The sequence below is a fragment of the Micromonospora sp. CNZ322 genome, assembly GCF_007827755.1.
The window spans coordinates 162,113-184,306 of sequence record NZ_VITD01000015.1; the positions used below are offsets into that span (position 1 = coordinate 162,113).

Here is a 22,194-nt window from a genome sequence, read left to right on the forward strand (position 1 = left end):
CCCCGGGCCCAGGCCCAGGCCGGCCCCGGACCCAGGCCCAGGGCCGGGCCGGGGCCGGACGCAGGCCCAGGGTCGGGCCGAGGGCGGGGGATCTTGCCCGGGGGCCCCGAGAGGGTGGTGATGCCGCAAACGAGTCAGCTCCAAAGGGGGTCGCGGGAGTTAGGTCGTCCACCGGTCGTCGGGGTTGTCCACAGCGTTATCCACAGGTTGGCGCAGGGTGTTGATAGCTCGCTGACCGGCCGGGACCATCGGCCTGTGACCGAGGTGAGTGACCACACCGACGAGGCCGGCGGAGCCGACCTCGGGCAGACGCTCCGCGCGCTGCGTCGGCGGGCCGATCTGAGCCAGCGGCAGTTGGCCGAGAAATCCGGCGTACCGCAGCCGACGCTTGCCCGGATCGAGTCGGGGCGGGCGCTCGATCCCCGATTCCGGACAGTGGAACGCCTCGTCCAGGCGGCGGGTGGGACGTTGGCCGTTGGCGTCTCACCATCCGTCTCCGGCGTCACCGAACCCACGCCGGTTCCGCACGACGACATGCGGGACGAGGCGGGCCGCCGATACCCGGCTCACCTGGACGTCTGGCCGGTGCACGAGCCTCGGGACTGGCCCGGTGCCTGGTGGGCGGAGTGGTACCGGTTGCCGCCCGAGCGGTATCCGCTCCCGCTGCCACCGGCTGCGTACGAGCTGAACCGGCGCTATCGCGACAACCGGCGGTGGGCTGCCGAGGTCCGGCGGACTGCGCAGGTGCGCCGCGTGATCAGTGATGACCTGCCGGCCACCTGTTGGCGATACGTCGCCGAGCTTCCCGACGGCACGCTGGTCGGTGAGCTGCGGGCCCATGAGCGGAGCCCGTTCCTGGAGTTCGGGGAGTGGTATCCGAACATGCCGGAGCGGGAGATGGTGCTCGACGGCGTGCTTGTCGACGCCCGGTACCGGCGGTTGGGGCTCGGGCGTCGGCTGGTCACCGCGCTGGTGACCGGGATGCGCGAGGCGGGCATCGACGACGCGGCCGCTATCGCCGAGGGACCCGGCACCGACCTGCTGCGGGCGTGCGGCTTCGAGATCGAGGGACGCCGCCCGGCCGCACTGCGCCTGGGCCACCCGGACAAACGCTACTTCTTCTGAACATCGTCCGGGTCAGCGCAGTGCCGGGTCAGCGCAGTGCTGGGGCTGCTGCGGTCAGGGCGGCCAGGGCTTCGCGTAGCCGCCAGGCGTCCCGATCGCGGGGGCCGATCGGGTTGGAGATGGTGCGCAGTTCGGCGAACGGCACCCCGGCCTGCGCCGCGGCGACCGCCACGCCGTACCCCTCCATGGCTTCGGCGACCGCTTCCGGATGCCTCCGGCGCAGCTCGTCGGTGCTGGCCGTGGCGCCGGTGACGGTGCTGACCGTGAGCACCGGGCCGGCAGTGGCCGTCGGGAGGGCGGCTCGCAGTGCCGCCAGCAGACCCGGGTCCGCCGGCACCCTGCTGCCCGCACCGAGCAGCGCGGGCGGCATGCCCAGCTCGTCGACCGGGATGAAGCCGTCGGGCGACTCTGCGCCCAGGTCCGCAGCGATGCTGGCGGTGCCGAGCACCGTGTCGCCGACCTCGGCCCGCCCGGTGAAGCCGCCGGCCACGCCGGCGCTGACGACCGCACGGTACGGGCGGCCAGCAGCCTCGGCCAGCGCCAACAGCCGGGCGGTGGCGGCACCGGCGACCGCCGGGCCCACACCGATCGGGGTGACGGTCACGGTGGGGTCGGTCAGCCCGGCGCGGACCGCGTCCGCCTCGGCTGGAACCGCCGTCACCACCAGCAGACCGGTCACGAGAGTGAGCCGGGGGACTCGCGGCGGGTTTCGTCGTCGACCCCGCCACCCGGGCCGCCAACGGCCGACGACGGGCGGTAGATGTGGTAGCCCGGCGGGGCGGGGCTCGGGTCGTCGTACTGCGGTGAGCTGGTCTGGGCCGGCGCCGGTGAGGTTGGTGTGGGGTCCCCGGGTTCGTCCGCCGGCTCGTCCTCGGTCAGCTCGTCGTCACCGAGCGGTCGGCCAGCCAGCTTCTCGCCGCGCAGCCGGGCGGCGGCCAGCACACCCCGGGTCGCGGCCAGCACGCCGACCCCGGCGGCCACGGCGATGCCCATCCGACCATCGAACGGCACCAGCCCGAGCCCGCCGCCAGCGACGAAGGCGAGCATCAGCACCGTCTCGGAGTGGGCGAAGGAGCTGGCCCGCAACCGTTCCGGGATGCGCTCCTGGATCGAGGCGTCCACCGCCAGCTTCGCTACCCCGCTGGCCAGCGCGGCGACCAGGCAGAGCAGGGCGACCATCAGCAACGAGAACTGGATGACGGCGAGCACCGCCACCCCGGCCACGATGATCATGCTGCTGGACTGGATGGCGGTCGGCCGGTGGATGCGCAGTCGGGTGCCGATGGCGGTGGCCAGGAAGGTGCCTACCGCGAGCGCACCGCCGACGACGCCCAACGCCCACTCGGCGCCCAGATCCCGGCCGAACACCACAGTGGTCAGGTCGCCCTTCTTGATCGCGAAGGCGAGGAAGAGCAGCAGGAAGCCGTAGAGCGCGCGTAGCGTCGCGGCGCCGACCAGGGTGGCGATCACCAGCCGGCCGGACGGTCGGCCCCGACCCAGCGGCCGGTCGCCACGGCGGCGGCCCAGCGCGCGCAGTGGCCGGGGGACGCGCTCCGGTGGCTCCGAGTCGGCCTTCGGCGGCAGCCGCAACGAGATCACCATGCCGACCAGGAAGATCAAGGACGCGACCCTCAACGGCCACTGCGGCCCGAACCAGAACGCGGCCAACCCGATCGGGGCCACCAGCGCACCCGCGACAGTGCCGTAGACGCTGGCCCGGGCACCCACCTGGGACAGGCCGAGCCCCTCCGGCAGCAACCGGGGCACCGCCGCGGAGCGGGCCACGCCGTACGCCCGCGAGAGCGCGAGCACCCCGAACGCGGCCGGGTAGAGCCCGAAGCCGTGGATGTAGTCGGAGATCAACCAGGCCAGAAAGGCGCGGCCGAGCATCGTCGCGGCCAGGGCGTACCGCCGGCCGTGCCGGAAGTGATCCAGCAGCGGGCCCACCACCGGGGCGAGCATCGCGAACGGCACCATGGTCACCAGCAGGTAGAGCGCGACCTTGCTGCGGGCCTCGCCGAGCGGCACGTTGAAGAAGATCGTGCCGGCCAGACCGATGGCGATCAGGGTGTCGCCGGCACAGGAGAGCGCGTGCAGGTCGAACAGGCGAACCATGCCGACCTCGCCGCCGGCACCCCGGGCCCGGGCCCGCCCGGCCCGGCGGGTCACCCAGCGGCCGCTGCCCACCGAACCGCGAAACAGCAGACGGACGGCGCGAATGCCGGTGCCGACGGTCCGCCCGAGGACGGAACGCCCGGAGCGGGAGTACGACGGCATGTGCACCATCCTCGCCCATCTGATCCGGGTACGCCGCACCACCGCTGGGAAAGGTTCCCCGGGAGTCCCTGTCACCCCTGCGAGGCGCATGGGGAACAATGGTCGGGTGACCAGGCCCGCCTCCACCCGTGCCGCCCGTCTCGACCAGGTCTGCGCCGCCGCCGTCGAGGTGGCCCGCGCCGGCATCACCGAGGTGGACGCCGACGATGTCGGCGACCACCTGCAGGTCGTGGCCGAGGGTGATCGGCTGGTCACCCACTACTTCGAATGTCGCCTCGCCGGCTACAACGGCTGGCGGTGGGCGGTCACCGTCACCCGGGTGCCGCGCAGCAAGACGGTGACCATCTGCGAGACGGTGTTGCTGCCCGGCCCGGACGCGCTGCTCGCGCCCGGTTGGCTGCCCTGGCAGGAGCGGCTCAAGCCGGGCGACCTGGGCCCGGGCGACCTGCTCCCGACCTCGCCCGACGACGATCGACTGGTCCCCGGTTACCTGCTCTCCGACGACCCGGCTGTCGAGGAGACAGCGTGGGAGCTGGGCCTCGGGCGCGCCCGCGTGCTCTCCCGGGAAGGCCGCATCGACACGGCGCAGCGCTGGTACGAAGGTGACCACGGCCCCGCCGCGGCCATCTCGACCGCCGCACCGTCTGCCGCCCGCTGCGGCACCTGCGGCTTCTACCTGCCGCTGGCCGGTGCGATGCGGCAGGCCTTCGGGGCGTGCGGCAACTTCTACGCCCCCGACGACGGCCGGGTGGTCAGCGCCGATCACGGGTGCGGCGCGCACTCCGAGACGTTGATCGAGGCGGCCGAGACCGCTGTCGACGAGCTGCCCACGGTGTACGACGACAGCGCTGTGGAGGCCATGTCGGTCAGCCGGGCTCCGGGCTCGGTGGAGGCCGCTGAGCCGGCGGAGCCGTACGGGCACTCCTGATCGTCCGCGCCGGAGTGCTCCGGCGCGGCGGCCAGCTCACCTCGCGCGGCGGCGTCGTCGGTTGGCGTCGTGCCGCATCATCACGGCGAGGCCCGGGAAACCCCACAGGAAACCGGCGAGGCAGGTCCAGAGCCAGTTCTGGTGACCGTGGTCGGTCAGCCAGCCCCGGAAGAAGATCAGCAGGACCAGCCCGGCCACCGCCCACGCGATCAACCCGGCGAGGGCGAACGGCACCATCGGCGGATCCAGTGGTGCGGGCCGCGGTGGCTGCTCGTTCGGCATTCGGCAAGCGTACTGGATCTACTTCCCCTGCCCACCGACGATCTGGGACGATGCGCGCGACAACTGGAAGATCACCTGCGAGGACCTGATGGCCGTAGCGCCGCCCGAGAACGGCACACCTCCCAACCCCGCTCATCCGCGTAACGGTTTCGACCGTTTCTTCGAGATCTCCGCCCGTGGCTCGACGTTGAGCCGTGAGGTACGCGGTGGCCTGGCGACCTTCTTCACGATGGCGTACATCGTGGTGCTCAACCCGCTGATTCTGGGCGGCGCCGTCGACGGTGACGGCAAGAGCCTCCCGATTCCCGCACTGGCTGCCGCGACCGCGCTGGTCGCCGGCCTGATGACCATCCTGATGGGCGTGGTCGGCCGGTTCCCGCTGGCGCTCGCCGCCGGTCTGGGTGTCAACGCCCTGGTGGCGTACGAGATCGCCCCCGAGATGACCTGGGCCGACGCGATGGGCCTGGTGGTGATCGAGGGTCTGATCATCGCGGTGCTGGTGCTGACCGGTCTGCGGACCGCTGTGTTCCGCTCGGTGCCGACCCAGATGAAGAGCGCGATCGGCGTCGGCATCGGTCTGTTCCTGACCATCATCGGCCTGGTGGACGCCGGCTTCGTCCGGCGCATCCCGGATGATGCCAACACCACGGTTCCGATCGGCCTGGGCATCGGCGGCAAGCTGGTGAGCTGGCCGATGCTGGTCTTCGTGGTGGGTCTGCTGATCACGCTGGTGCTGGTGGTCCGTCGGGTGAAGGGCGCGATCCTGATCGGCATTCTCGCCTCGACGGTGCTGGCGGTGATCGTGGAGGCGATCGGCAACATCGGCCCGTCGTTCGTCAACGGTCAGCCCAACCCGAAGGGCTGGTCGCTGAACGTGCCGGAGCTGCCGAAGTCGGTGGTCGACCTGCCGGACCTGTCGCTGCTCGGAAAGTTCAACGTGCTGGACTCGTGGGGCCGGGCCGGTTGGCTGGTCGTGCTGATGTTCATCTTCACGCTGTTGATCACGGACTTCTTCGACACCATGGGCACGATGGTCGCGGTCGGTCAGGAGGGCGGCCTGCTCGACGAGCAGGGCACCCCGCCGAAGGCCAAGGAGATCCTGCTGGTCGACTCGATCGCGGCGGCGGCCGGTGGTGCGGCCAGCACCTCCAGCAACACGTCGTACATCGAGAGCGCCGCCGGTGTCGCGGAGGGCGCCCGGACCGGCGTGGCCAACCTGGTCACCGGCGCGCTCTTCCTGCTCGCGATGTTCCTGGCGCCGCTGGTCGTGATCGTGCCGTTCGAGGCGGCGTCGACGGCCCTGGTGGTGGTCGGGTTCCTGATGATGACAGCGGTGCGGACGATCGACTGGTCCGACTACGAGATCGCCATTCCGGCGTTCCTCACCATCGTGTTGATGCCGTTCACCTACTCGATCTCCAACGGGATCGGCGCTGGTCTGATCACCTTCGTGGTGGTCAAGCTGGCGCGGGGCAAGGCCCGGGAGATCCACCCGTTGCTGTACGGGGTGGCCGCGCTGTTCGTGCTGTACTTCCTGCGTGGGCCGATCGAGTCCCTGGTGCTCTGAGGCACGTCCGGGCGGGGAGTCGATCAGGATTCCCCGCCCGTACCATCTGAATCCCCTCGTGAGCCTGGTCATAACGGATGTCGTTAGCCAGGCTCATTAGTTAAGCTAACTACTGTGACGGAGCGGACGGTGACGGCGGAACGCGTGCCACCGGCGCAGCTGGCTCCCCAGCTGCGTGATGCGATCACCCGACTCAACCGACGGGTCCGACAGGCCCGACCGGTCGGCGACCTCACGGTCACCCAGGTCTCCGCGCTCACCAGCCTGCGGCTGGCGGGCGCGATGACACCCCGTGAGCTGGCCGACGTGGAGCGGGTGCAGCCGCCGACGATGACCAAGATCGTCGGGAAGTTGGAGGACCGCGGCCTCGTGCGGCGGACACCCCATCCGACCGACGGGCGGCAGGTCATCCTCGCGGCGACCGAAGGAGGGCAGGCCGTGCTCGACCAGTTCGAGCGGGCCCGCGACGAGTGGCTCGCCCACCGGCTGGCCGCACTCGACGAGGACGAACGGGAGACCCTGCAGAGGGCCGCCGAGATTCTTCAGCAGCTCGCTCGCGCCTGAGCCGCACCCGCGCCACCTGGTCCGTGCCGTCACGTGTCGATGACGCGTACGTCCGGAGGAGGCGCACCAAGAGTGCAGGCGAAGCTGAGCACGATGTTCCAGTCCCTACAGGTCCGCAACTACCGCCTCTTCGCATCCGGGCAGCTGATCAAGTTGATCGGCGTCTGGATGATGTTCATCGCCCAGGACTGGCTCGTCCTCGAGCTCTCCAACAACTCGGCGACCGCGCTCGGCGTGGTCACCGCCTGCCAGTTCACCCCGGTGCTCCTGCTCACCCTGCTCTCCGGCCGACTCGCCGACCGGTACGACAAGCGGGTGCTGCTCTTCGCCGCCAACGCCTTCTGGAGCCTGCTGGCGCTCGGCATGGCGGTGCTGGTCCTCACCGACCTGGTGCAGCTCTGGCACGTCTTCGCCTTCGCCGCCCTGCTCGGCACTGCGAACGCGGTGGAGACCCCGGTCCGGCAGGCGTTCGTCTCCGAACTGGTCGGCACGCCGCTGCTGCCCAACGCGCTGTCGCTGAACGCCGCCGTGTTCAACTCCGCCCGGATCGTCGGCCCGGCCGTCGCCGGCCTGGCCATCGCCGCGTTCGACGTGGGCCCGGTCTTCCTCTTCACCGCCCTCAGTTCGGTCGCGCCCCTGGTCAACGTGGTCCGGATGCGGACGACCGAGCTGCACCGCGACGCCCTGCTGCCCCGCGACGAGCGGGCGTCCGCCCGGGTCGTCGACGGGCTGCGGTACGTGTGGCGCCGCCCCGACCTGCTGCTGCCGATGGCGATCATGTCGGTGATCGGCATGTCGCTGTTCAACTTCCAGCTCACCCTGGCCGCGTTGGCGAAGACGGTCTTCCACACCGGCGCCGCCTCCTTCGGCCTGTTCAGCACGGCGCTGGCCGTTGGCGCGCTCGGCGGCGCGCTCAGCGGCACCGGCCGCCGTAGCCGTCCGTCGGTGTGGCTGGTGCTCGGCGCGGCGATCGCCTGCGCCAGCTTCGGCACCCTGGTCGGCCTCTCCACGGCGTACTGGCTGGTCGTGGCGCTGCTGGTGCCGACCGGCTTCTGCATGGTCTTCTTCGCCCAGGCCGCCAACCAGCGGATCCAGATGGGCGTCGACGCGGCTTTCCGGGGACGGGTGATGGCCCTGTGGGTGCTGGTGTTCCTGGGAACCAACCCGGTCGGCGCGCCGCTGATCGGCTGGGTCGCGGAGCACTACGGTGCCGGTGCCAGCATCTGGATGGGCGGGCTCATCTCGCTGGCCGCCGCGGTGGTCGCGCTCACCTGGCAGCTCCGCCACTCCGGTGCCCGGCTGCGTTTCCGGGTGCTACCGATGCCCCGTTTCTACGTCACCTCCACCGACTGCTGAGGTTTACCACCGGCGCAGGCCGCGTCCGGTTGCGCGAATCGCGCGGATGCGGCGAAACCGGTGGCGGGGTGGCACGGTGGGGCTTAGCGTCGATATGTGGGAGTCGGACGCGCGCTGATGCTGGCCCTGGCGTTCCTCGCCGTGGCCACGCTGCCGGCGGCATTCGCCCTGATCTTCTGCTACGACGAGATTGTCGACCGGGTGGTCTGCGGCTGGTCCGAGTGGCGTGACCGCCGGCGGGAGAAGCGCACGATCGCCCGTCTCGACCGGGCGATCGAAGCCGACGCGCTGACTCGGGACATCGACCTCAGCGAGTTCGACAGCGTGGACCGCCGGCCGCTGGAGCAGCTCGCCGCCGATTTGCGCCGCCTCGGCGGTCAGCGGATCGGCGGCGGCGGTCGATCGATGGTCTGGCACAGTGCGCTGCTCCAGGCGTACGACGACCGGCTTCGTCTCGCCTGCCGCGCCCTCGGGATCGCCGAGCACCTCGCCGAGCTGGAGGGCGTCGATCAGGAGATCGAGCGGGTCCGGGTGGAGGGCGTGCTGCACGCCGCCGGGCTGGCCCTTCCGGCGGCGCGGGCTGGGCTTCGGCAGCGGCACCGCTGAGCGGCCGCACGCTGTGCGACTCTTCGTCGCGGTCCGCCCGTCCGTCGAGGCGGTCAATCACCTTGGCGTACGGGTCGCCCGTCTGCGCGTCGCGGCGGCGACCGCCGCTGGCGTCAACGTCCGGCTCGCCGACCCGGCCGACCTGCACCTCACAGTGGCGTTCCTCGGCGCCGTCGAGTCTGACCGGCTGGTCGAGGTGGAGAGTGCGCTCGGCTTGGCCGCCGAGCGGTTCCGGGACGGCCGGGGTGCCGCACCCCGGTTGAGTCTCGGCGGCGGTGGCCGGTTCGGCCGCGGCCGATCCACGGTGCTGTGGGTGGACCTGCGCGGGGAGATCGAGGCGTTGCACGTGCTGGCTGGGCTGATTCGGTCCCGGCTGAGCCACGGCCGGCTGCCGTGCGACGAGAAGCCGTTTCGGCCCCACCTGACCGTCGCCCGGCCCGGCGACCGGATGGACCCGGCCGACGTCGAGGCCGACCGGGCCAGCCTGGACGGGTACGAAGGGCCATCGTGGCCGGCGTCGGAGCTGCTGCTGATGCGCAGCCACCTCGGCGGGGGCCGACCGCGCTACGAGCGGATTGCCGCCTGGTCGCTGTGACCCGGCGGCACGTGGCTGGTCGCTGTGGAAGGCCCGGTGCGGAGAACCTCGCGGGCCTGTTCGGCAGCTCGGGTGATGCTCTCGCTGATGAAGTCGAGGAAGCGGGCGATGTTCTCCAGTCGGGCGGCGGCGGGGGTGTGCGCGCCGAGGAGAGCGACACCCTGGCGTGCGATAGCGACGAGGTGGTCGTTGGCCCGAGCACTGGCGATCGTCGCCTGGTAGAAGAGCTCGTCGTCGACGACGTAGCGGTCGCGGCGGCGTTCGTCGCGTTCGCGGCGGACGAGGCTCTGGCTCTCTAGGAAGGTGATCGCCTTGGAGATCGACGCCGGGCTGACCTGGAGGCGCCGGGCGAGCTCAGAGGCGGTGAGGCTGCCCGAGTCGGTGAGGAACAGGTTGGTCAACACTCGGGCAGCCATCTTGTTCAGACCGGAGGCCATGAGGACGGTGGTGAACGCCTCCTCGTAGTCGGCCACGGCCTGGGCGTCGCGTCCTTCTGGTCGGGGGGCTGTCTCGGCGCCTCGGGAAGGGGCGGGCCTGCGCCGGTGGGCGCGGCGCTCGGTCGCGTGGTGGGCCAGATCGGCGCGGTAGCCGGTGGGGCCGCCGTTGCGCATCACCTCGCGCGTGACCGTCGAGGTGGGACGGTCGAGGCGTCGGGCGATCTCGGCGTAGGGGAGGCTGTCGGCCAGCCCCAGCGCGATCTGCTGGCGTTCCTGCTGGGTGAGCCTGCCTCCCGGCATCGCGATCTCCCTCGTGGTCCCGTAGGGCGGCGGCCCCCGACCCCGCCACCATAGCGTTAACCCACACACCAATGCAACGGCGGCGGCAAGAACGTTGCATTAGATCCGGGGTCGTTGCAACGATTGCACAATTCTGAACAGCTAGAACGTCGCTTCGCTGCAACGAGACAGTTGCAAAAATTGGAAAGCAACGTAGCGTTTCCTGCCCCGGAAACACGCAGCAACCTGGGAGAGCACGATGCAGACGTTCGACACACCCGCCCCTATCTCCGCCGTCCTGGACATCCCCGCCGGACGCATCCAACTCATCGCCGCGGACCGCGCCGACACCACCGTCGAGGTCCTCCCGGCCGACCCCGCCAAGAGCAGCGACACGAGGGCCGCCGAGCAGACCACTGTCACCTACGCCGACGGTGTCCTGCGAATCACTACCGCACGTCCCATCAACAAGCTCTTCGGCCCCTCCGGCTCCCTGGAGGTCACCGTCCGGGTGCCCGCCGGCTCCCACCTCGAGGCCAGGGCCGCCAGCGCCGAACTTCGGGGCGTCGGCCGCCTCGGCGACGTCGCCTTCGACGGGGCGTACCGGAAAATCAAGATTGACGAGGCAGCGAGTGTTCGCCTCAGCGCGATCGACGGCGACGTCGAGGTCGGCCGGCTCAACGGCCCCGCCGAGATCAGCACCGCCCGGGGTGACATCACTGTCGCCGAGGCCATGCGCGGCACTGTCGTCCTCCGTACCCAGTCCGGCGACATCTCGGTCGCGGCGGCGGCCGGCGTCTCGGCCGCCCTGGACGCCGGCACCGGCCACGGCCGCGTCAGCAACGCCCTCAAGAACGACGGCACCGTCGAACTCGACATCCACGCCAGCACCCTGCATGGCGACATCAACGCCCGCAGCCTCTGAAAAGGACGAATCGAGATGACGAACAACAGCATGTCCTCGACCAGTTCGGCGTGGACCGGCATGGTGCCGGTCGACGACACGGCCCTGGCCGTCACCGACACCGGCGGCCCCGGCATCCCAGTGGTCTACCTCAACGGCCAGTTCGCCACCCAGGGCTACTGGCGGCGGGTCATCGCCGAACTGGGCACCGAATTCCGGCACATCACCTACGACGAGCGGGCTCGCGGCAGGAAGTCGAAGCGCTCAGCCGACTACTCGTTCGAAGCGGCCGTCCGGGACGTCGACGCCGTGCTCGCCGCCCGGGGGGTGGCCCAGGCGGTGCTGGTGGGCTGGTCCTACGGAGCGGTGGTCGGGGCGCACTGGGCCAACCGGAACCCGGAGCGTGCCCTGGGCGCGGTCCTGGTCGACGGCGCGTTCCCGCACGACTGGCTCGACGAGGCCATGGCGCAACGGATCCGCAAGATGTTCCGACGGATGAACCTTTTCATGCCGCTGCTCCGCCCGACCGGCCTGACCCCGCGGATGAATGCCGACCAGATGGCGGACAGCAACATCGAACTCGGCGAACTCTCCCGCGAGCGCGAACTGGGCCCGGTGCTGGACGCCATCAGCGTCCCGGTGCGGTACGTGGTCGCCTCGGGAACGTCCCTCGGCAGTCGCGGCGACGAACAGGAGCAGATCCGCGCCAGCCTCGACGCGGTGACCGCCCGCAACCCGCACATCACCATCGGGGCGAAGGTCGCCAGCAACCACGGTGCGATCCTCAAGAAGGACTTCCTCGCCGTCGCCGAGGCCGTACGCGGGGTCGCCGCCCCTCATCGCGAAGGGGTCGGAGACATCCGGTGAGGTCCGAACGCTCGCGTTGACGGGCGACAGTCACCCGTCAACGCGAAGCGTCAGGAAGACTCGCGGGCGGCCGGGCCGCTGCCGAAGAGCACGTCGTCCCAGCTCGGCAACCGCTTACGCGGCTTGCCGTTGGCGTCGGTGGACTCGCCGGAGGCTGCCGCGGCGGCCGTCCTACGGGGCCGCAGCACCGCCAGCGACGGCACGGCCGGCACCTCCTTGGGCGCGTCCGAGTCGTCGTCGAAGGCCGACCCCTGGCCGCCGCCGAGCAGTGCGGCGGCACCCCCGCCGACGGGCCGTTGCCGAGGTGCGTCCGACCCGGCCAAGGCAGCCGGGGTGCGCGGCTCAAGGCCACGGCCCGACGAGCCGCCGAGCGGGCGGTCCAGTGAGGCGAGCAGCGCGTCACGGCCAGCCCGGATCGGATCACGGCCAGGACGCGGGTGCTCGGACGCCGCCGGCAACCCGTGCCCGCCACGGCTCGGCTCGCCACGCGACGGACCGGGCAGGGCGTGCCCGGTCCGCTCCGGTGCCGGCTCCTGGCCGAGGATCGGCGTGGGCCGCTCGGCGCACAGGTACTGCGCCATGTCGTCGTGCGGCGTGACCACCTGCCGGGCCTTGTCCATGTCCCAGATGGCCTGGGCGGTGGCCTTGCCCGACGGCCAGGTGGCGATGATCCGCCAGGTGCCGTCGTCGCGCCGGTACGCGTCCCAGGAGATCTTCTCGGTGTCGATGCCGTGCTGGCTCAGCCGGCCGTTGACCACCTCGGCGAGCGGGGTGGGCTTCTCCGCGCCCTTGAGGCGGGTGCGGCGGGCGTGCTGGGCGAGCATCGCCCGCTCCTGGAGCACCGGGCCGGCGTAGCGCAGCACCCGGTCGACCGGCACCCCGGCGATGCGGGCGACATCCTCGGCGGACTCACCGGAGCGGATGCGGGCCTGGATGTCCCGAGGAGACAGTGAGGGAATCGGATCGACGGTGCTCGGTGCCACCGCGAGCGGCGGGGCACCCGGCTCGGGGTGCATCACGCCGGCGATGCGTTCGTCGATCGGCAGGGCGAGGAGTCGCCCCACCTCGTCGGCGAGCACCAGAGCCTGGCCGTCCTCGGAGAGGGCGACGAAGCGTACTGGGCGCATAGCGTTGCCTCCGTCCCGCTTCGCTGACCGCACGCCACGAGTCGGCCACCCAGGCGTCTCGGACCACCGTACGCGCATCTGCCTCGGGGTGGGGGAAGCGACACCCCGCATGTCGTGACTGAGCTGCGGCGATGATCACGGTCGGTGTCCGTGGAGGCCCCAACGGACACCGACCGTGACCGAACGTCAGAGTCGCTCGACCACGTAGTCGATGGACGCGGTGAGCGCCTCGACATCGGCCGGCTCGACGGCCGGGAACAGCGCCACCCGCAGCTGGTTGCGACCGAGCTTGCGGTAGGGCTCGGTGTCCACGATGCCGTTGGCGCGCAGCGCCTTGGCGATCGCCGTGGCGTCCACCCCGTCGGCGAAGTCGATGGTGGCGACCACGTTGGAGCGCAGCGCCGGGTCGGTGACGAACGGGGTGGCCACGCTGGACCGCTCGGCCCAGCCGTAGACCGCGGCGGCGCTCTCGGCGGTGCGCTTCGCCGCCCAGGACAGGCCGCCCTGCGCGTTCATCCAGTCGGTCTGCTCGGCGGCCAGGAAGATGGTGGCCAGCGCCGGGGTGTTGTAGGTCTGCTCCAGCCGCGAGTTGTCGATCGCGGTGACCAGGTCGAGGAAGGCGGGGATGTAGCGCCCGGACGCCTTGATCTCAGCGGCCCGGTCCAGTGCGGCCGGGGACATCAGGGCCAGCCAGAGACCGCCGTCGGAGCCGAAGCACTTCTGCGGGGCGAAGTAGTAGACGTCGGTCTCACCGACGTTGACCTCCAGGCCACCCGCGCCGGAGGTCGCGTCGACCAGCAGCAGCGCGCCCTCGTCGGCACCGGCCACCCGGCTGATCGGGACGGCCACACCGGTCGAGGTCTCGTTCTGCGGCGTCGCGTACGCGTCCACGCCGGACTCGGCGACCAGGGTCGGCGCGCTGCCCGCGTCGGCCTTGCGGACGGTCGGCTCACCGAGGAACGGGGCGTCCTTGACCGACTTGGCGAATTTGGCGCCGAACTCGCCGAAGCTGGCGAACTGGGCCCGGTCGCGAATCAGGCCGAAGGTGGCGACCTCCCAGAACGCGGTGGTGCCACCGTTGCCGATGATCACCTCGTAGCCCTCGGGCAGCGAGAAGAACTCGGCGATGCCGGAGCGCAGCCGGGCCACCTGGTCACGGACCGTCTTCTGCCGGTGCGAGGTGCCGAGGTAGGTGGTCGCGACCTCGGCGAGAGCGGACACCGCCGCCGGGCGGACCTTGGACGGGCCGCAGCCGAAGCGTCCATCGGCGGGCTTGATCTCATCGGGAATCCGGATGATCGGTGCGTCAGCCACGGTCTTGAAGATCCTTCCGCAAGGGCGAGGGCGGGCCCGGCGACACTGCCGGCCCCCATCCTCGCACCCGGGCCGGACGGCGATGGGCTGGGTCCCGGCGGTCGGTCTGAGTCCTTCGCCACAGTCGGCTCCGGTAACCGACGAGAAGGGCCCCTCGTCGACGTCCGGCGTCGAGGAGGGGCCCTTCTCTACCAGCTCAGACGCCGTGCGGGATGGCCGCCCAGCCCTCGACGTCGGACGGCTTGCGGGTCTCCGGGCCCATGTAACGGGCGGACGGGCGGACCAGCCGCTGCAGGCGCTTCTGCTCCAGGATGTGGGCGCTCCAGCCACCCATCCGTGCGCAGGTGAACATCGAGGTGAACATGTGCGCCGGCACCTCGGCGAAGTCGAGCACGACGGCCGACCAGAACTCGACGTTGGTGGCCAGCACCCGGTCGGGGCGGCGGGCCTGAAGCTCGGCGAGGGCGGCCTTCTCCAGCGCCTCGGCGATCTCGAAGCGCGGCGCGCCCAGCTCCTTGGCCGTACGCCGGAGCACTCGGGCGCGCGGGTCCTCGGCACGGTAGACGCGGTGGCCGAAGCCCATCAACCGCTCGCCGCGGTCGAGGACGCCCTTGACGTAGCCCTCGGCGTCGCCGCTGCGCTCCACCGCCTCCAGCATGCTGAGCACCCGGGACGGGGCGCCGCCGTGCAGCGGGCCGGAGAGGGCGCCGATGCCCGACGAGATGCAGGCAGCCGCGTCCGCCCCGGTGGAGGCGACGATGCGAGCGGTGAAGGTGGACGCGTTCAGGCCGTGCTCGGCTGCCGAGATGAAGTAGGCGTCGACGGCCTTGACGTGCCGCGGGTCGGGCTCGCCGCGCCAGCGCTTCATGAACCGCTCGACGATGGTCTGCGCCTTGTCGATCTCCTTCTGCGGCACCGCCGGCAGGCCGAGGCCGCGAGCGGACTGGGCGACGAAGGAGAGCGCGGTCACCGAGACCCGGGCGAGATCCTCACGGGCCTGCTCGTCGGAGATGTCCAGCAGTTGGTTGAGACCCCAGTACGGGGCCAGCATGGCGACCGCGGACTGCACGTCGACGCGGATGTCACCGGAGTGCACCGGCACCGGGAACGGCTCCGCCGGCGGCAGGCCCGGCCCGAACCGGCCGTCGACCAGCAGTGCCCACACGTTGCCGAACGACACCTGGCCGATCAGATCCTCGATGTCGACTCCGCGATAGCGCAGCGCACCGCCCTCACGGTCAGGTTCGGCGATCTCGGTCTCGAAGGCGACGACGCCCTCCAGCCCGGGTTTGAAATCGGCCATGTCGCTCTCCTGGATCTGGTCGGTGCGCCCGATCGCTCATCCGGCCCGATCGGCCGAGCGCCTTAGGCGACCCTCAGGGATGTGTTCGCAACATACTGCCTGCTGAGTAAGGGATACGCGACCCGCTGCGACTGTGCTGCACGCGACATCCCCGGACGCGCATTCTCCGTCCGGCTCAGTGAGACTGGGCAGGGCGGGCTGGTCAGCGCGGGAGGGTGCTGGTGGGGCCCCCGAGAAGGAGTGGGGACGTGACGGGCGACACACCCGCCCCGGCCGCGATGCGTAACGAGTACGCCGCGGACCTGGGCCTGACCGAGGCTGACCTGGCCGTCGACTGGCACACCCAGTTCGACCGCTGGTTCGCCGACGCGGTGGCCTTCGGGCTGTCCGAACCGAACGCCATGGTGGTGGGCACCGCCGACTCGGCCGGCCGGCCGAGCGGGCGGACGGTGCTGCTGAAGGGGTACGACCCGGAGGGCTTCGTCTTCTTCACCAACCACCTCTCGCGCAAGGGCGTCGAGGCGACCACCAACCCGTACGCCAGCCTGGTCTTTCCGTGGTTTCCCATGCAGCGTCAGGTGGTGGTCGCCGGGCGGGTCGCGCACGTCGACCGCGCCACGAGCGAGGCGTACTTCGCCAGCCGGCCGCGCGGCTCCCAACTGGGTGCCTGGGCCAGCCCCCAGTCCCAGGTGGTGTCGGGTCGGGCGGCGCTGGAGCAGCGGTACCAGGAGGCGGCCGAGCGGTTCGCCGACCAGGCCGAGATCCCGACCCCGTCGCACTGGGGCGGGCTGCGGGTCCAACCCGAGTCGGTGGAGTTCTGGCAGGGCCGGGCCGGCCGGTTGCACGACCGGCTCCGCTTCCGTCGCCTCGACGAGGGTGGCTGGATCGTCGAGCGGTTGGCGCCGTGACGGGTGTGCGGGAAACCCGGCCGCGCGCCGCGCGCCGCTGGGCGATCGACGTGCGCCCGCTGCGGGTTCCGGCGTACCGCCGGCTCTGGCTCGGCAACACAGTGGCGATGTTCGGCTTCCAGTTCACCGCCGTCGCGGTGCCGGTGGAGATGTACGCCCTGACCCGGGACTCGTTCTGGGTGGGCCTGCTGGGCGTGGCTGCCTTCGTACCGTTGCTGGTCTTCGGGCTCTGGGGCGGCGCGATCGCCGACGCCCGTGACCGGCGTGCGGTGCTGCTCGGCGGCTCATTGTTGCTCTGGGCATCCACTCTCGGGCTGCTGCTCCAGGCGGTGCTGGACGTGCGCAGCCCGGTGCTGCTGCTGGCATTGATGGCGTTGCAGTCGGTGGCCTTCGCGATCAGCTCGCCGGCCCGCAGCGCCATGCTGCCCCGGCTGGTGCCGGAAGACCTGGTGGCGTCCGCCACCACGCTGAACTACACGACCTTCACCGCCGCCTCGGTCGCCGGCCCGCTCGCCGCCGGCCTGATCCTCGCCGCCTCGCCGGACACCACTGTGGTCCTGCCGATCGCCTACGGGCTGGACGCTGTGTTGTTCACCGCGATGCTCTGGGCCGCGCTGCGGCTGCCCTCGCTCCCGCCCGAGCCCACCGCCGACGGCCAGGCCCGGCGTGCCGGTCTGGCCAGTGTCGTCGACGGGTTCCGCTACCTGGCCACCACCCCGGTTCTGCTGCTGTCCTTCGGGGTGGACCTGATCGCGATGATCCTCGCCATGCCACGGGCCCTCTTTCCGGAGATCGCGCACGAGCGCTTCGGTGGCGGTGGCGCGGTCGGTCTGCTCTACAGCGCCATCGCGATCGGCTCGATGATCGGTGGGTTGACCTCCGGCTGGATCGGTCGGCTCCGCCGGCAGGGGCTCGGCCTGGTGCTCGCGGTGGTCGGCTGGGGCCTGGCGATCGCCGCGGCCGGGTTGGCGCACCAGCTCTGGCTGATGGTCGTGCTGCTCGCCGTGGCCGGCGCGGCCGACCTGATCAGCGCGGTGCTGCGTCAGTCGATGCTGCTGGTCTACGCACCGGACCGGATGCGCGGCCGACTCCAGGGCGTGAACACGGTGGTGGTGGCGGGTGGCCCACGCCTGGGTGATCTGCGGGCCGGCACCATGGCCGCCGGGTTCGGTGGTGGGGTGGCCTGGGTGGCCGGTGGGCTCGCCTCCGCCGTGCTCGTGGTGGTGCTCGCTGTCGCGTTCCCGGCGCTGCTGCGTTACCGGGCGGCGACGGCGTCGAGCGACAACCGGACCTGACCGGTTAGGGTCGCCGGCATGGAAAGCCCCGATCCGCGCCCGTTCTCCGGCGCCCAGTGGACCATCTCCGCCGCCGGCCACGAGGCCGTCATCGTGGAGGTCGGCGGTGGGCTCCGGACGTACCGGCACGACGGTGTCGACCTGCTCGACGGGTACCAGACCGACGAGGTCTGCCCCGGTTGCACGGGGCAGGTGCTGGCACCCTGGCCGAACCGGATCCGCGATGGTCGCTACTCGTTCGACGGGCGGACGCACCAGCTCGCACTGACCGAGCCGGAGCGGCACGTGGCCATCCACGGGCTGGTCAACTGGGTGCCGTGGCAGTTGCTGGAGCAGTCGGCGGACGCCGTGACGGTCGGCTACGACCTGCCGCCGCAGCCCGGCTACCAGTGGCCGCTGCGGCTGCGCAGCCGGTGGAGCGTCGACGCCGACGGGCTGCGCGCCGAGCACGAGGTGACAAACATCGGCGGGGAGCTGGCCCCGTTCGGCTTTTCCGTGCACCCGTACCTGCAACTGCCGGGTGTCGCGGTGGACGACCTGGTGCTGCGGCTGCCCACCCGGAGCCGGGTGCTGGTGGACGGTCGGCTGCTGCCGGTGGGGGTGACCCCGGTGGCCGGCACCGAGTACGACTGGACCAGCCCCCGCCGGATCGGCGGGGCCGTGCTGGACTCCTGCTTCGGCGACGTGATTCGGGACGCCGACGGCGGTTCCTCGGTGAGCCTCGCCGCTCCGGACGGTTCGGCCGGGGTCAGCATCTGGGCGGACGCCGAGTTCGGCTGGTGGCAGGTGTTCACCGGGGACGCCCTCACCGGTGAGCGGCACCGCCGCTCGGTGGCGATCGAGCCGATGACCTGCCCACCGGATGCGTTCCGGTCGGGTAAGGACCTGCTCACCCTCAAGCCCGGCACTACCTGGCGAGGTGCCTGGGGCATCCGCCCCGGCGCCTGATGGAGTTCGCCGAGGTCGTCCGCCGACGGCGGATGGTGCGCAACTACGACCCGGACCGCCCGGTCCCGCCCGACGTGGTGGACCGGTTGCTCGACCACGCGGTCCGCGCGCCGTCGGCCGGCTTCGCCCAGGGCTGGGGCTTCCTGGTGTTGGAGGAACTGGCCGATCGGGACCGGTTCTGGGCCGCCACCACCCCCGATGGCGGTGGGCGGGAGCGCTGGCTCGCGGGCATGCGCCGGGCACCCCTGATCGTGGTGCCGCACGCCAACGAGTCGGCCTACCTGCGGCGGTACGCGGAGCCGGACAAGGGCTGGACGGATCAGTCCACGGACCGCTGGCCGGTGCCGTACTGGCACGTGGACGCCGGATTCGCGGCGTTGCTGATGCTGCTCACCGCTGTGGACGAGGGGCTGGGGGCGTGCTTCTTCGGCATTCCGCCGCAGCGGCTCGCCGCGTACCGGGACGCGTTCGGCGTGCCGGCGGAGTACCAACCCATCGGCGCCGTCACAATCGGTTACCGCGCGGCCGACCATCGGTCACCATCTTTGCGCCGTGGACGTCGCCCGATGGACGAGGTCGTGCGGCGCGGCCGGTGGAACTGACGCCGACGTCCCGTTCGTCCGGTTGAGGATCGGACGAGCGGTAGCGAAACTGACATCAGGGAGCAGAACGTAGCGTGCGCTGGGCGGCTAGGCTGGCACGGTCATCGGTGCCGGGCCGCGCGGTGCCCGCCGCGGCCCGGCTCGGCGCCGTCGGTCGGCCCGGCCACGGGGAGGGGAGCGTGCCGTCGTGATCTTCAGAGCGGTCCGGGACGGGCGTCCCTATCCGGAGCACAATCTGACGCTCAAGCAGTGGGCGGAGATCCCGCCGAGGCCACTGCGCCTGGATCAGATGATCACCACCAAGCGCGAGTTGGCGCTGGACAAGCTCCTCGCCGAGGATTCCACCTTCTACGGTGACCTCTTTCCGCACGTGGTGCAGTGGAACGGCGGGCTTTACCTGGAGGACGGGCTGCACCGGGCGCTGCGCGCCGCCCTCCAGCAGCGCAACCAGATCCACGCGCGGGTGCTGGTGCTCTCCGAGCCCATCGAGTGACGAGCCCTTCTTTCCCGCGCTGAACCTTCGTTAGGGTGGCGTCCATGACCGCTGCGCTGGACCTGCTCGACCTGGACCCGTCGCTCAGCGAGGAGGAGCGGCAGATCCGTGACGTCGTCCGCCAACTCGTCGACGACCGGGTGCGACCCCACGTCGCCGACTGGTACGAGGACGGCAAGGTGCCCGCCCGGGAACTGGCCCGCGAGTTCGGCAAGCTCGGCCTGCTCGGCATGCACCTGACCGGCTACGGCTGCGCCGGCGCCTCCGCGGTCGCCTACGGGCTGGCCTGCCAGGAGCTGGAAGCCGGCGACTCCGGCCTCCGCTCCCTGGTCTCCGTGCAGGGATCGCTCGCCATGTACGCCATCTGGCGCTACGGCAGCGAGGAGCAGAAGCAACGGTGGCTCCCGTCGATGGCCACCGGTGAGGCGATCGGCTGCTTCGGCCTGACCGAGCCGGATCACGGCTCCGACCCCGCCTCGATGTCCACCCGGGCCCGCCGCGACGGCGACGACTGGGTGCTCACCGGCGGGAAGATGTGGATCACGAACGCCCCGATCGCGGACGTCGCGGTGATCTGGGCGCGCACCGACGAGGGCGTGCGGGGTTTCGCCGTGCCCATGGACACTCCCGGCGTCACGGCCCGGGAGATCCGCCGCAAGATGTCGCTGCGCGCGTCGGTGACCGGCGAGATCGTGCTCGACGACGTCCGGCTCCCGGCCGACGCCCAACTGCCCGAGGCGGTCGGGCTCAAGGCGCCGCTGAGCTGCCTCACCGAGGCCCGCTACGGCATCGTCTGGGGCGCGGTCGGCGCGGCCCGCGACTGCCTGGAAACCACCCTGGCGTACGCGAGCAGCCGCACCCAGTTCGGTCGCCCACTGGCCGGCTTTCAGCTCACCCAGGCGAAGCTCGCCGACATGGCCGTCGAGTTGGTGAAGGGGCAACTGCTCGCGCTGCACCTGGGCCGGCTCGCCGACGCCCGGCGGTTGCGACCCGAGCAGGTCAGCGTGGGCAAGCTGAACAACGTGCGGGAGGCCCTGGCCATCGCCCGGCAGTGCCGCACCATCCTCGGCGCCAACGGCGTCTCCGGTGAGTACCCGGTGATGCGGCACGCCAACAACCTGGAGAGCGTGCTGACCTACGAGGGCACCTCCGAGATCCACCAACTGGTCATCGGGCAGCGGCTCACTGGGCTCTCCGCGTTCGCCTGACCTGCTCGTTTGTCGCTTCCTGGCGCTCGCCGCGCGCCTGTCGTATCGGGGCCGTACCGTCATTGACAGACGACGTGTCTGACGAGGACGGTGAGCGTGATGGCCCGCGACGCTGGCAGCAACGAGCCCACGAGAGAGTTCCCCGGTTACCCGACCGGTGACGATCTCAAGGCGCGGTCGACCGCGACACCCGACTGGACCACGGATACGCCGGGTGGCCCCGGTGAGCCGGCCGGTCCCGGTGGGCCTGCTGGCCCCGGTGGCCCGACGGGCGGTGGCGACGGCCCCGGCGGTGGTGGTGGCGGTGGGGCGGCCCGAGGTCTGCTCCTGCTGCTCGGCGCCGCCGCGCTGGCCGTGGTCGTCCTGCTCGGCATTCAGGCGACCGGCATCCTGCCGGAGTTCCGCAACCCGTTCGCCAAGGAGCAGACCGACCGCAGTCAGCCACCGCTGCTGAAGTCGATCCAGGACCTCAGCCGCTACGTGGCGGCGGAGGGCAACTTCCAGGTCGTGGTCGACACGCAGAACGACCGGCGCAACGTTCCGGACTTCCTGCTCAACGAACGCACCCTGTTCGTCGGGGCCGGCAGCGTCGAGGCGTACGTCGACTTCACCAAGATCGGTGAGGGTGCCGTCGTCCAGTCCGCCGACGGCAAGTCCGTCGAGATCAAGCTGCCCGCGCCGCAGCTCGGCGAGACCAACCTCGACATGGAGAAGAGCTACGTCTTCGCCGAGGAGCGCGGTCTGCTCAACCGACTCGGTGACCTGGTCGGCAACGACCCCAACCGGCAGCAGCAGGTCTACCAGCTCGCCGAGGACCGGATCACCGCCGCCGCCCGGGACAGCGGGCTCTCCGCCCGAGCCGAGGAGAACACCCGCAAGATGCTGGAGGGGCTGCTCCGCTCCCTCGGCTACCAGCAGATCACGGTCACCTACATAGCCCCCTGACCTGCCCCCGTACACGGAAGCGCCCGCCCCGACTCTCGTCGGAGCGGGCGCTTCCGTGCCCCACGGGGGCCTGCGGCCCCAAGCCGGTCTCCGGCCACCGATCTGCCCGATTTGAGGTGTCGGTGTGGCCGCGATACGAGCAATCTTGGACAGTTTCCGTCAGCGCGTGACTATTCAGTCCCATGACATCTGTCAGTGTTGAAGTCCCGATACATGTGTCAGTTGGTAGGGATCTTGGGTGTGCTGGTAGATGGTGCCTGGCAT

General features: G+C 71.2%; 23 protein-coding genes. 16 read left to right on the top strand and 7 right to left on the bottom strand.

Annotated features, from left to right (window positions below; all coding sequences use genetic code 11):
• Positions 1-255: 255 nt before the first annotated feature.
• Positions 256-1,125, top strand: coding sequence for a helix-turn-helix domain-containing protein (locus FB453_RS28160; protein ID WP_486480500.1), 870 nt, complete (start codon positions 256-258; stop codon positions 1,123-1,125).
• Positions 1,126-1,153: 28 nt separating this feature from the next.
• Here FB453_RS28160 and FB453_RS28165 read toward each other — a convergent pair whose 3' ends face one another.
• Together FB453_RS28165 and FB453_RS28170 are read right to left on the bottom strand one after the other, a co-directional pair.
• Positions 1,154-1,804: a futalosine hydrolase gene (locus tag FB453_RS28165; protein ID WP_112725243.1), complete on the bottom strand. Its 651-nt coding sequence runs from the start codon at positions 1,802-1,804 to the stop codon at positions 1,154-1,156.
• On the bottom strand, positions 1,801-3,402 hold the full coding sequence (locus tag FB453_RS28170; RefSeq protein ID WP_145795105.1) for an MFS transporter: 1,602 nt from the start codon (positions 3,400-3,402) through the stop codon (positions 1,801-1,803). The genes FB453_RS28165 and FB453_RS28170 overlap by 4 nt, the downstream gene beginning before the upstream one ends.
• An 88-nt stretch (positions 3,403-3,490) precedes the next feature.
• Here FB453_RS28170 and FB453_RS28175 point away from each other — a divergent pair, with 88 nt between their 5' ends.
• Entirely contained in the window at positions 3,491-4,330 is an 840-nt protein-coding gene (locus FB453_RS28175; protein WP_112581830.1) for a DUF3027 domain-containing protein, read from the top strand.
• Positions 4,331-4,366: 36 nt separating this feature from the next.
• Here FB453_RS28175 and FB453_RS28180 read toward each other — a convergent pair whose 3' ends face one another.
• Positions 4,367-4,612, bottom strand: a complete 246-nt coding sequence (locus tag FB453_RS28180) for a DUF2530 domain-containing protein (RefSeq protein ID WP_091395273.1) — start codon at positions 4,610-4,612, stop codon at positions 4,367-4,369.
• 88 nt (positions 4,613-4,700) lie between these two features.
• Here FB453_RS28180 and FB453_RS28185 point away from each other — a divergent pair, with 88 nt between their 5' ends.
• The 5 genes from FB453_RS28185 (at position 4,701) to thpR (ending at position 9,300) form a co-directional block, all read left to right on the top strand.
• Entirely contained in the window at positions 4,701-6,179 is a 1,479-nt protein-coding gene (locus FB453_RS28185; RefSeq protein WP_145795107.1) for an NCS2 family permease, read from the top strand.
• A 114-nt stretch (positions 6,180-6,293) separates the two neighbouring features.
• Complete coding sequence (locus tag FB453_RS28190; RefSeq protein ID WP_030486369.1) at positions 6,294-6,743, top strand: MarR family winged helix-turn-helix transcriptional regulator; 450 nt, start codon at positions 6,294-6,296, stop codon at positions 6,741-6,743.
• Between the two features lie 72 nt (positions 6,744-6,815).
• On the top strand, positions 6,816-8,099 hold the full coding sequence (locus tag FB453_RS28195; protein WP_091395267.1) for an MFS transporter: 1,284 nt from the start codon (positions 6,816-6,818) through the stop codon (positions 8,097-8,099).
• Between the two features lie 96 nt (positions 8,100-8,195).
• A complete protein-coding gene (locus tag FB453_RS28200; RefSeq protein WP_112581824.1) occupies positions 8,196-8,705 on the top strand; it encodes a hypothetical protein in 510 nt (169 codons plus the stop codon).
• Positions 8,706-8,718: 13 nt separating this feature from the next.
• Complete coding sequence (gene thpR, locus FB453_RS28205; protein ID WP_145795109.1) at positions 8,719-9,300, top strand: RNA 2',3'-cyclic phosphodiesterase; 582 nt, start codon at positions 8,719-8,721, stop codon at positions 9,298-9,300.
• On the opposite strand, the gene FB453_RS28210 is transcribed toward thpR, so the two are convergent.
• On the bottom strand, positions 9,270-10,037 hold the full coding sequence (locus FB453_RS28210; protein WP_145795112.1) for a helix-turn-helix domain-containing protein: 768 nt from the start codon (positions 10,035-10,037) through the stop codon (positions 9,270-9,272). The genes thpR and FB453_RS28210 overlap by 31 nt on opposite strands.
• A gap of 238 nt (positions 10,038-10,275) precedes the next feature.
• Here FB453_RS28210 and FB453_RS28215 point away from each other — a divergent pair, with 238 nt between their 5' ends.
• Both FB453_RS28215 and FB453_RS28220 read left to right on the top strand, forming a co-directional pair.
• On the top strand, positions 10,276-10,941 hold the full coding sequence (locus FB453_RS28215) for a DUF4097 family beta strand repeat-containing protein (protein ID WP_145795115.1): 666 nt from the start codon (positions 10,276-10,278) through the stop codon (positions 10,939-10,941).
• A gap of 15 nt (positions 10,942-10,956) precedes the next feature.
• Positions 10,957-11,787, top strand: coding sequence for an alpha/beta fold hydrolase (locus tag FB453_RS28220; protein WP_145795117.1), 831 nt, complete (start codon positions 10,957-10,959; stop codon positions 11,785-11,787).
• Between the two features lie 50 nt (positions 11,788-11,837).
• Here the strand turns inward: FB453_RS28220 and sepH are convergent, their stop codons facing one another.
• The 3 genes from sepH to FB453_RS28235 all read right to left on the bottom strand — a co-directional run bounded on the left by sepH (position 11,838) and on the right by FB453_RS28235 (position 15,531).
• On the bottom strand, positions 11,838-12,914 hold the full coding sequence (gene sepH, locus FB453_RS28225) for a septation protein SepH (protein WP_145795119.1): 1,077 nt from the start codon (positions 12,912-12,914) through the stop codon (positions 11,838-11,840).
• Between the two features lie 186 nt (positions 12,915-13,100).
• Positions 13,101-14,228 (bottom strand): phosphoserine transaminase, encoded by a 1,128-nt coding sequence (gene serC / locus FB453_RS28230; RefSeq protein WP_145795122.1) that lies wholly within the window; start codon positions 14,226-14,228, stop codon positions 13,101-13,103.
• Positions 14,229-14,424: 196 nt separating this feature from the next.
• Positions 14,425-15,531 (bottom strand): citrate synthase 2, encoded by a 1,107-nt coding sequence (locus FB453_RS28235; RefSeq protein ID WP_091395245.1) that lies wholly within the window; start codon positions 15,529-15,531, stop codon positions 14,425-14,427.
• 278 nt (positions 15,532-15,809) lie between these two features.
• On the opposite strand from FB453_RS28235, the gene pdxH reads away from it, so the two are divergent.
• From pdxH to FB453_RS28270, 7 genes are all read left to right on the top strand, one after another.
• Entirely contained in the window at positions 15,810-16,439 is a 630-nt protein-coding gene (pdxH, locus tag FB453_RS28240; protein WP_145795147.1) for a pyridoxamine 5'-phosphate oxidase, read from the top strand.
• Positions 16,436-17,734, top strand: a complete 1,299-nt coding sequence (locus FB453_RS28245) for an MFS transporter (RefSeq protein ID WP_145795124.1) — start codon at positions 16,436-16,438, stop codon at positions 17,732-17,734. Before pdxH ends, FB453_RS28245 begins: the two co-directional genes overlap by 4 nt.
• An 18-nt stretch (positions 17,735-17,752) precedes the next feature.
• Positions 17,753-18,682, top strand: coding sequence for an aldose 1-epimerase family protein (locus FB453_RS28250; RefSeq protein ID WP_145795126.1), 930 nt, complete (start codon positions 17,753-17,755; stop codon positions 18,680-18,682).
• The gene (locus tag FB453_RS28255) at positions 18,682-19,284 is read left to right on the top strand and encodes a nitroreductase family protein (protein ID WP_091395235.1); all 603 of its coding nucleotides are present in this window, start codon (positions 18,682-18,684) and stop codon (positions 19,282-19,284) included. Before FB453_RS28250 ends, FB453_RS28255 begins: the two co-directional genes overlap by 1 nt.
• A 187-nt stretch (positions 19,285-19,471) precedes the next feature.
• On the top strand, positions 19,472-19,777 hold the full coding sequence (locus FB453_RS28260) for a type II toxin-antitoxin system VapB family antitoxin (protein ID WP_030329612.1): 306 nt from the start codon (positions 19,472-19,474) through the stop codon (positions 19,775-19,777).
• Between the two features lie 44 nt (positions 19,778-19,821).
• Positions 19,822-20,985: an acyl-CoA dehydrogenase family protein gene (locus FB453_RS28265; RefSeq protein ID WP_145795127.1), complete on the top strand. Its 1,164-nt coding sequence runs from the start codon at positions 19,822-19,824 to the stop codon at positions 20,983-20,985.
• A 99-nt stretch (positions 20,986-21,084) separates the two neighbouring features.
• Entirely contained in the window at positions 21,085-21,930 is an 846-nt protein-coding gene (locus FB453_RS28270) for a DUF4230 domain-containing protein (protein ID WP_145795129.1), read from the top strand.
• The last annotated feature ends 264 nt before the right edge of the window (positions 21,931-22,194 follow it).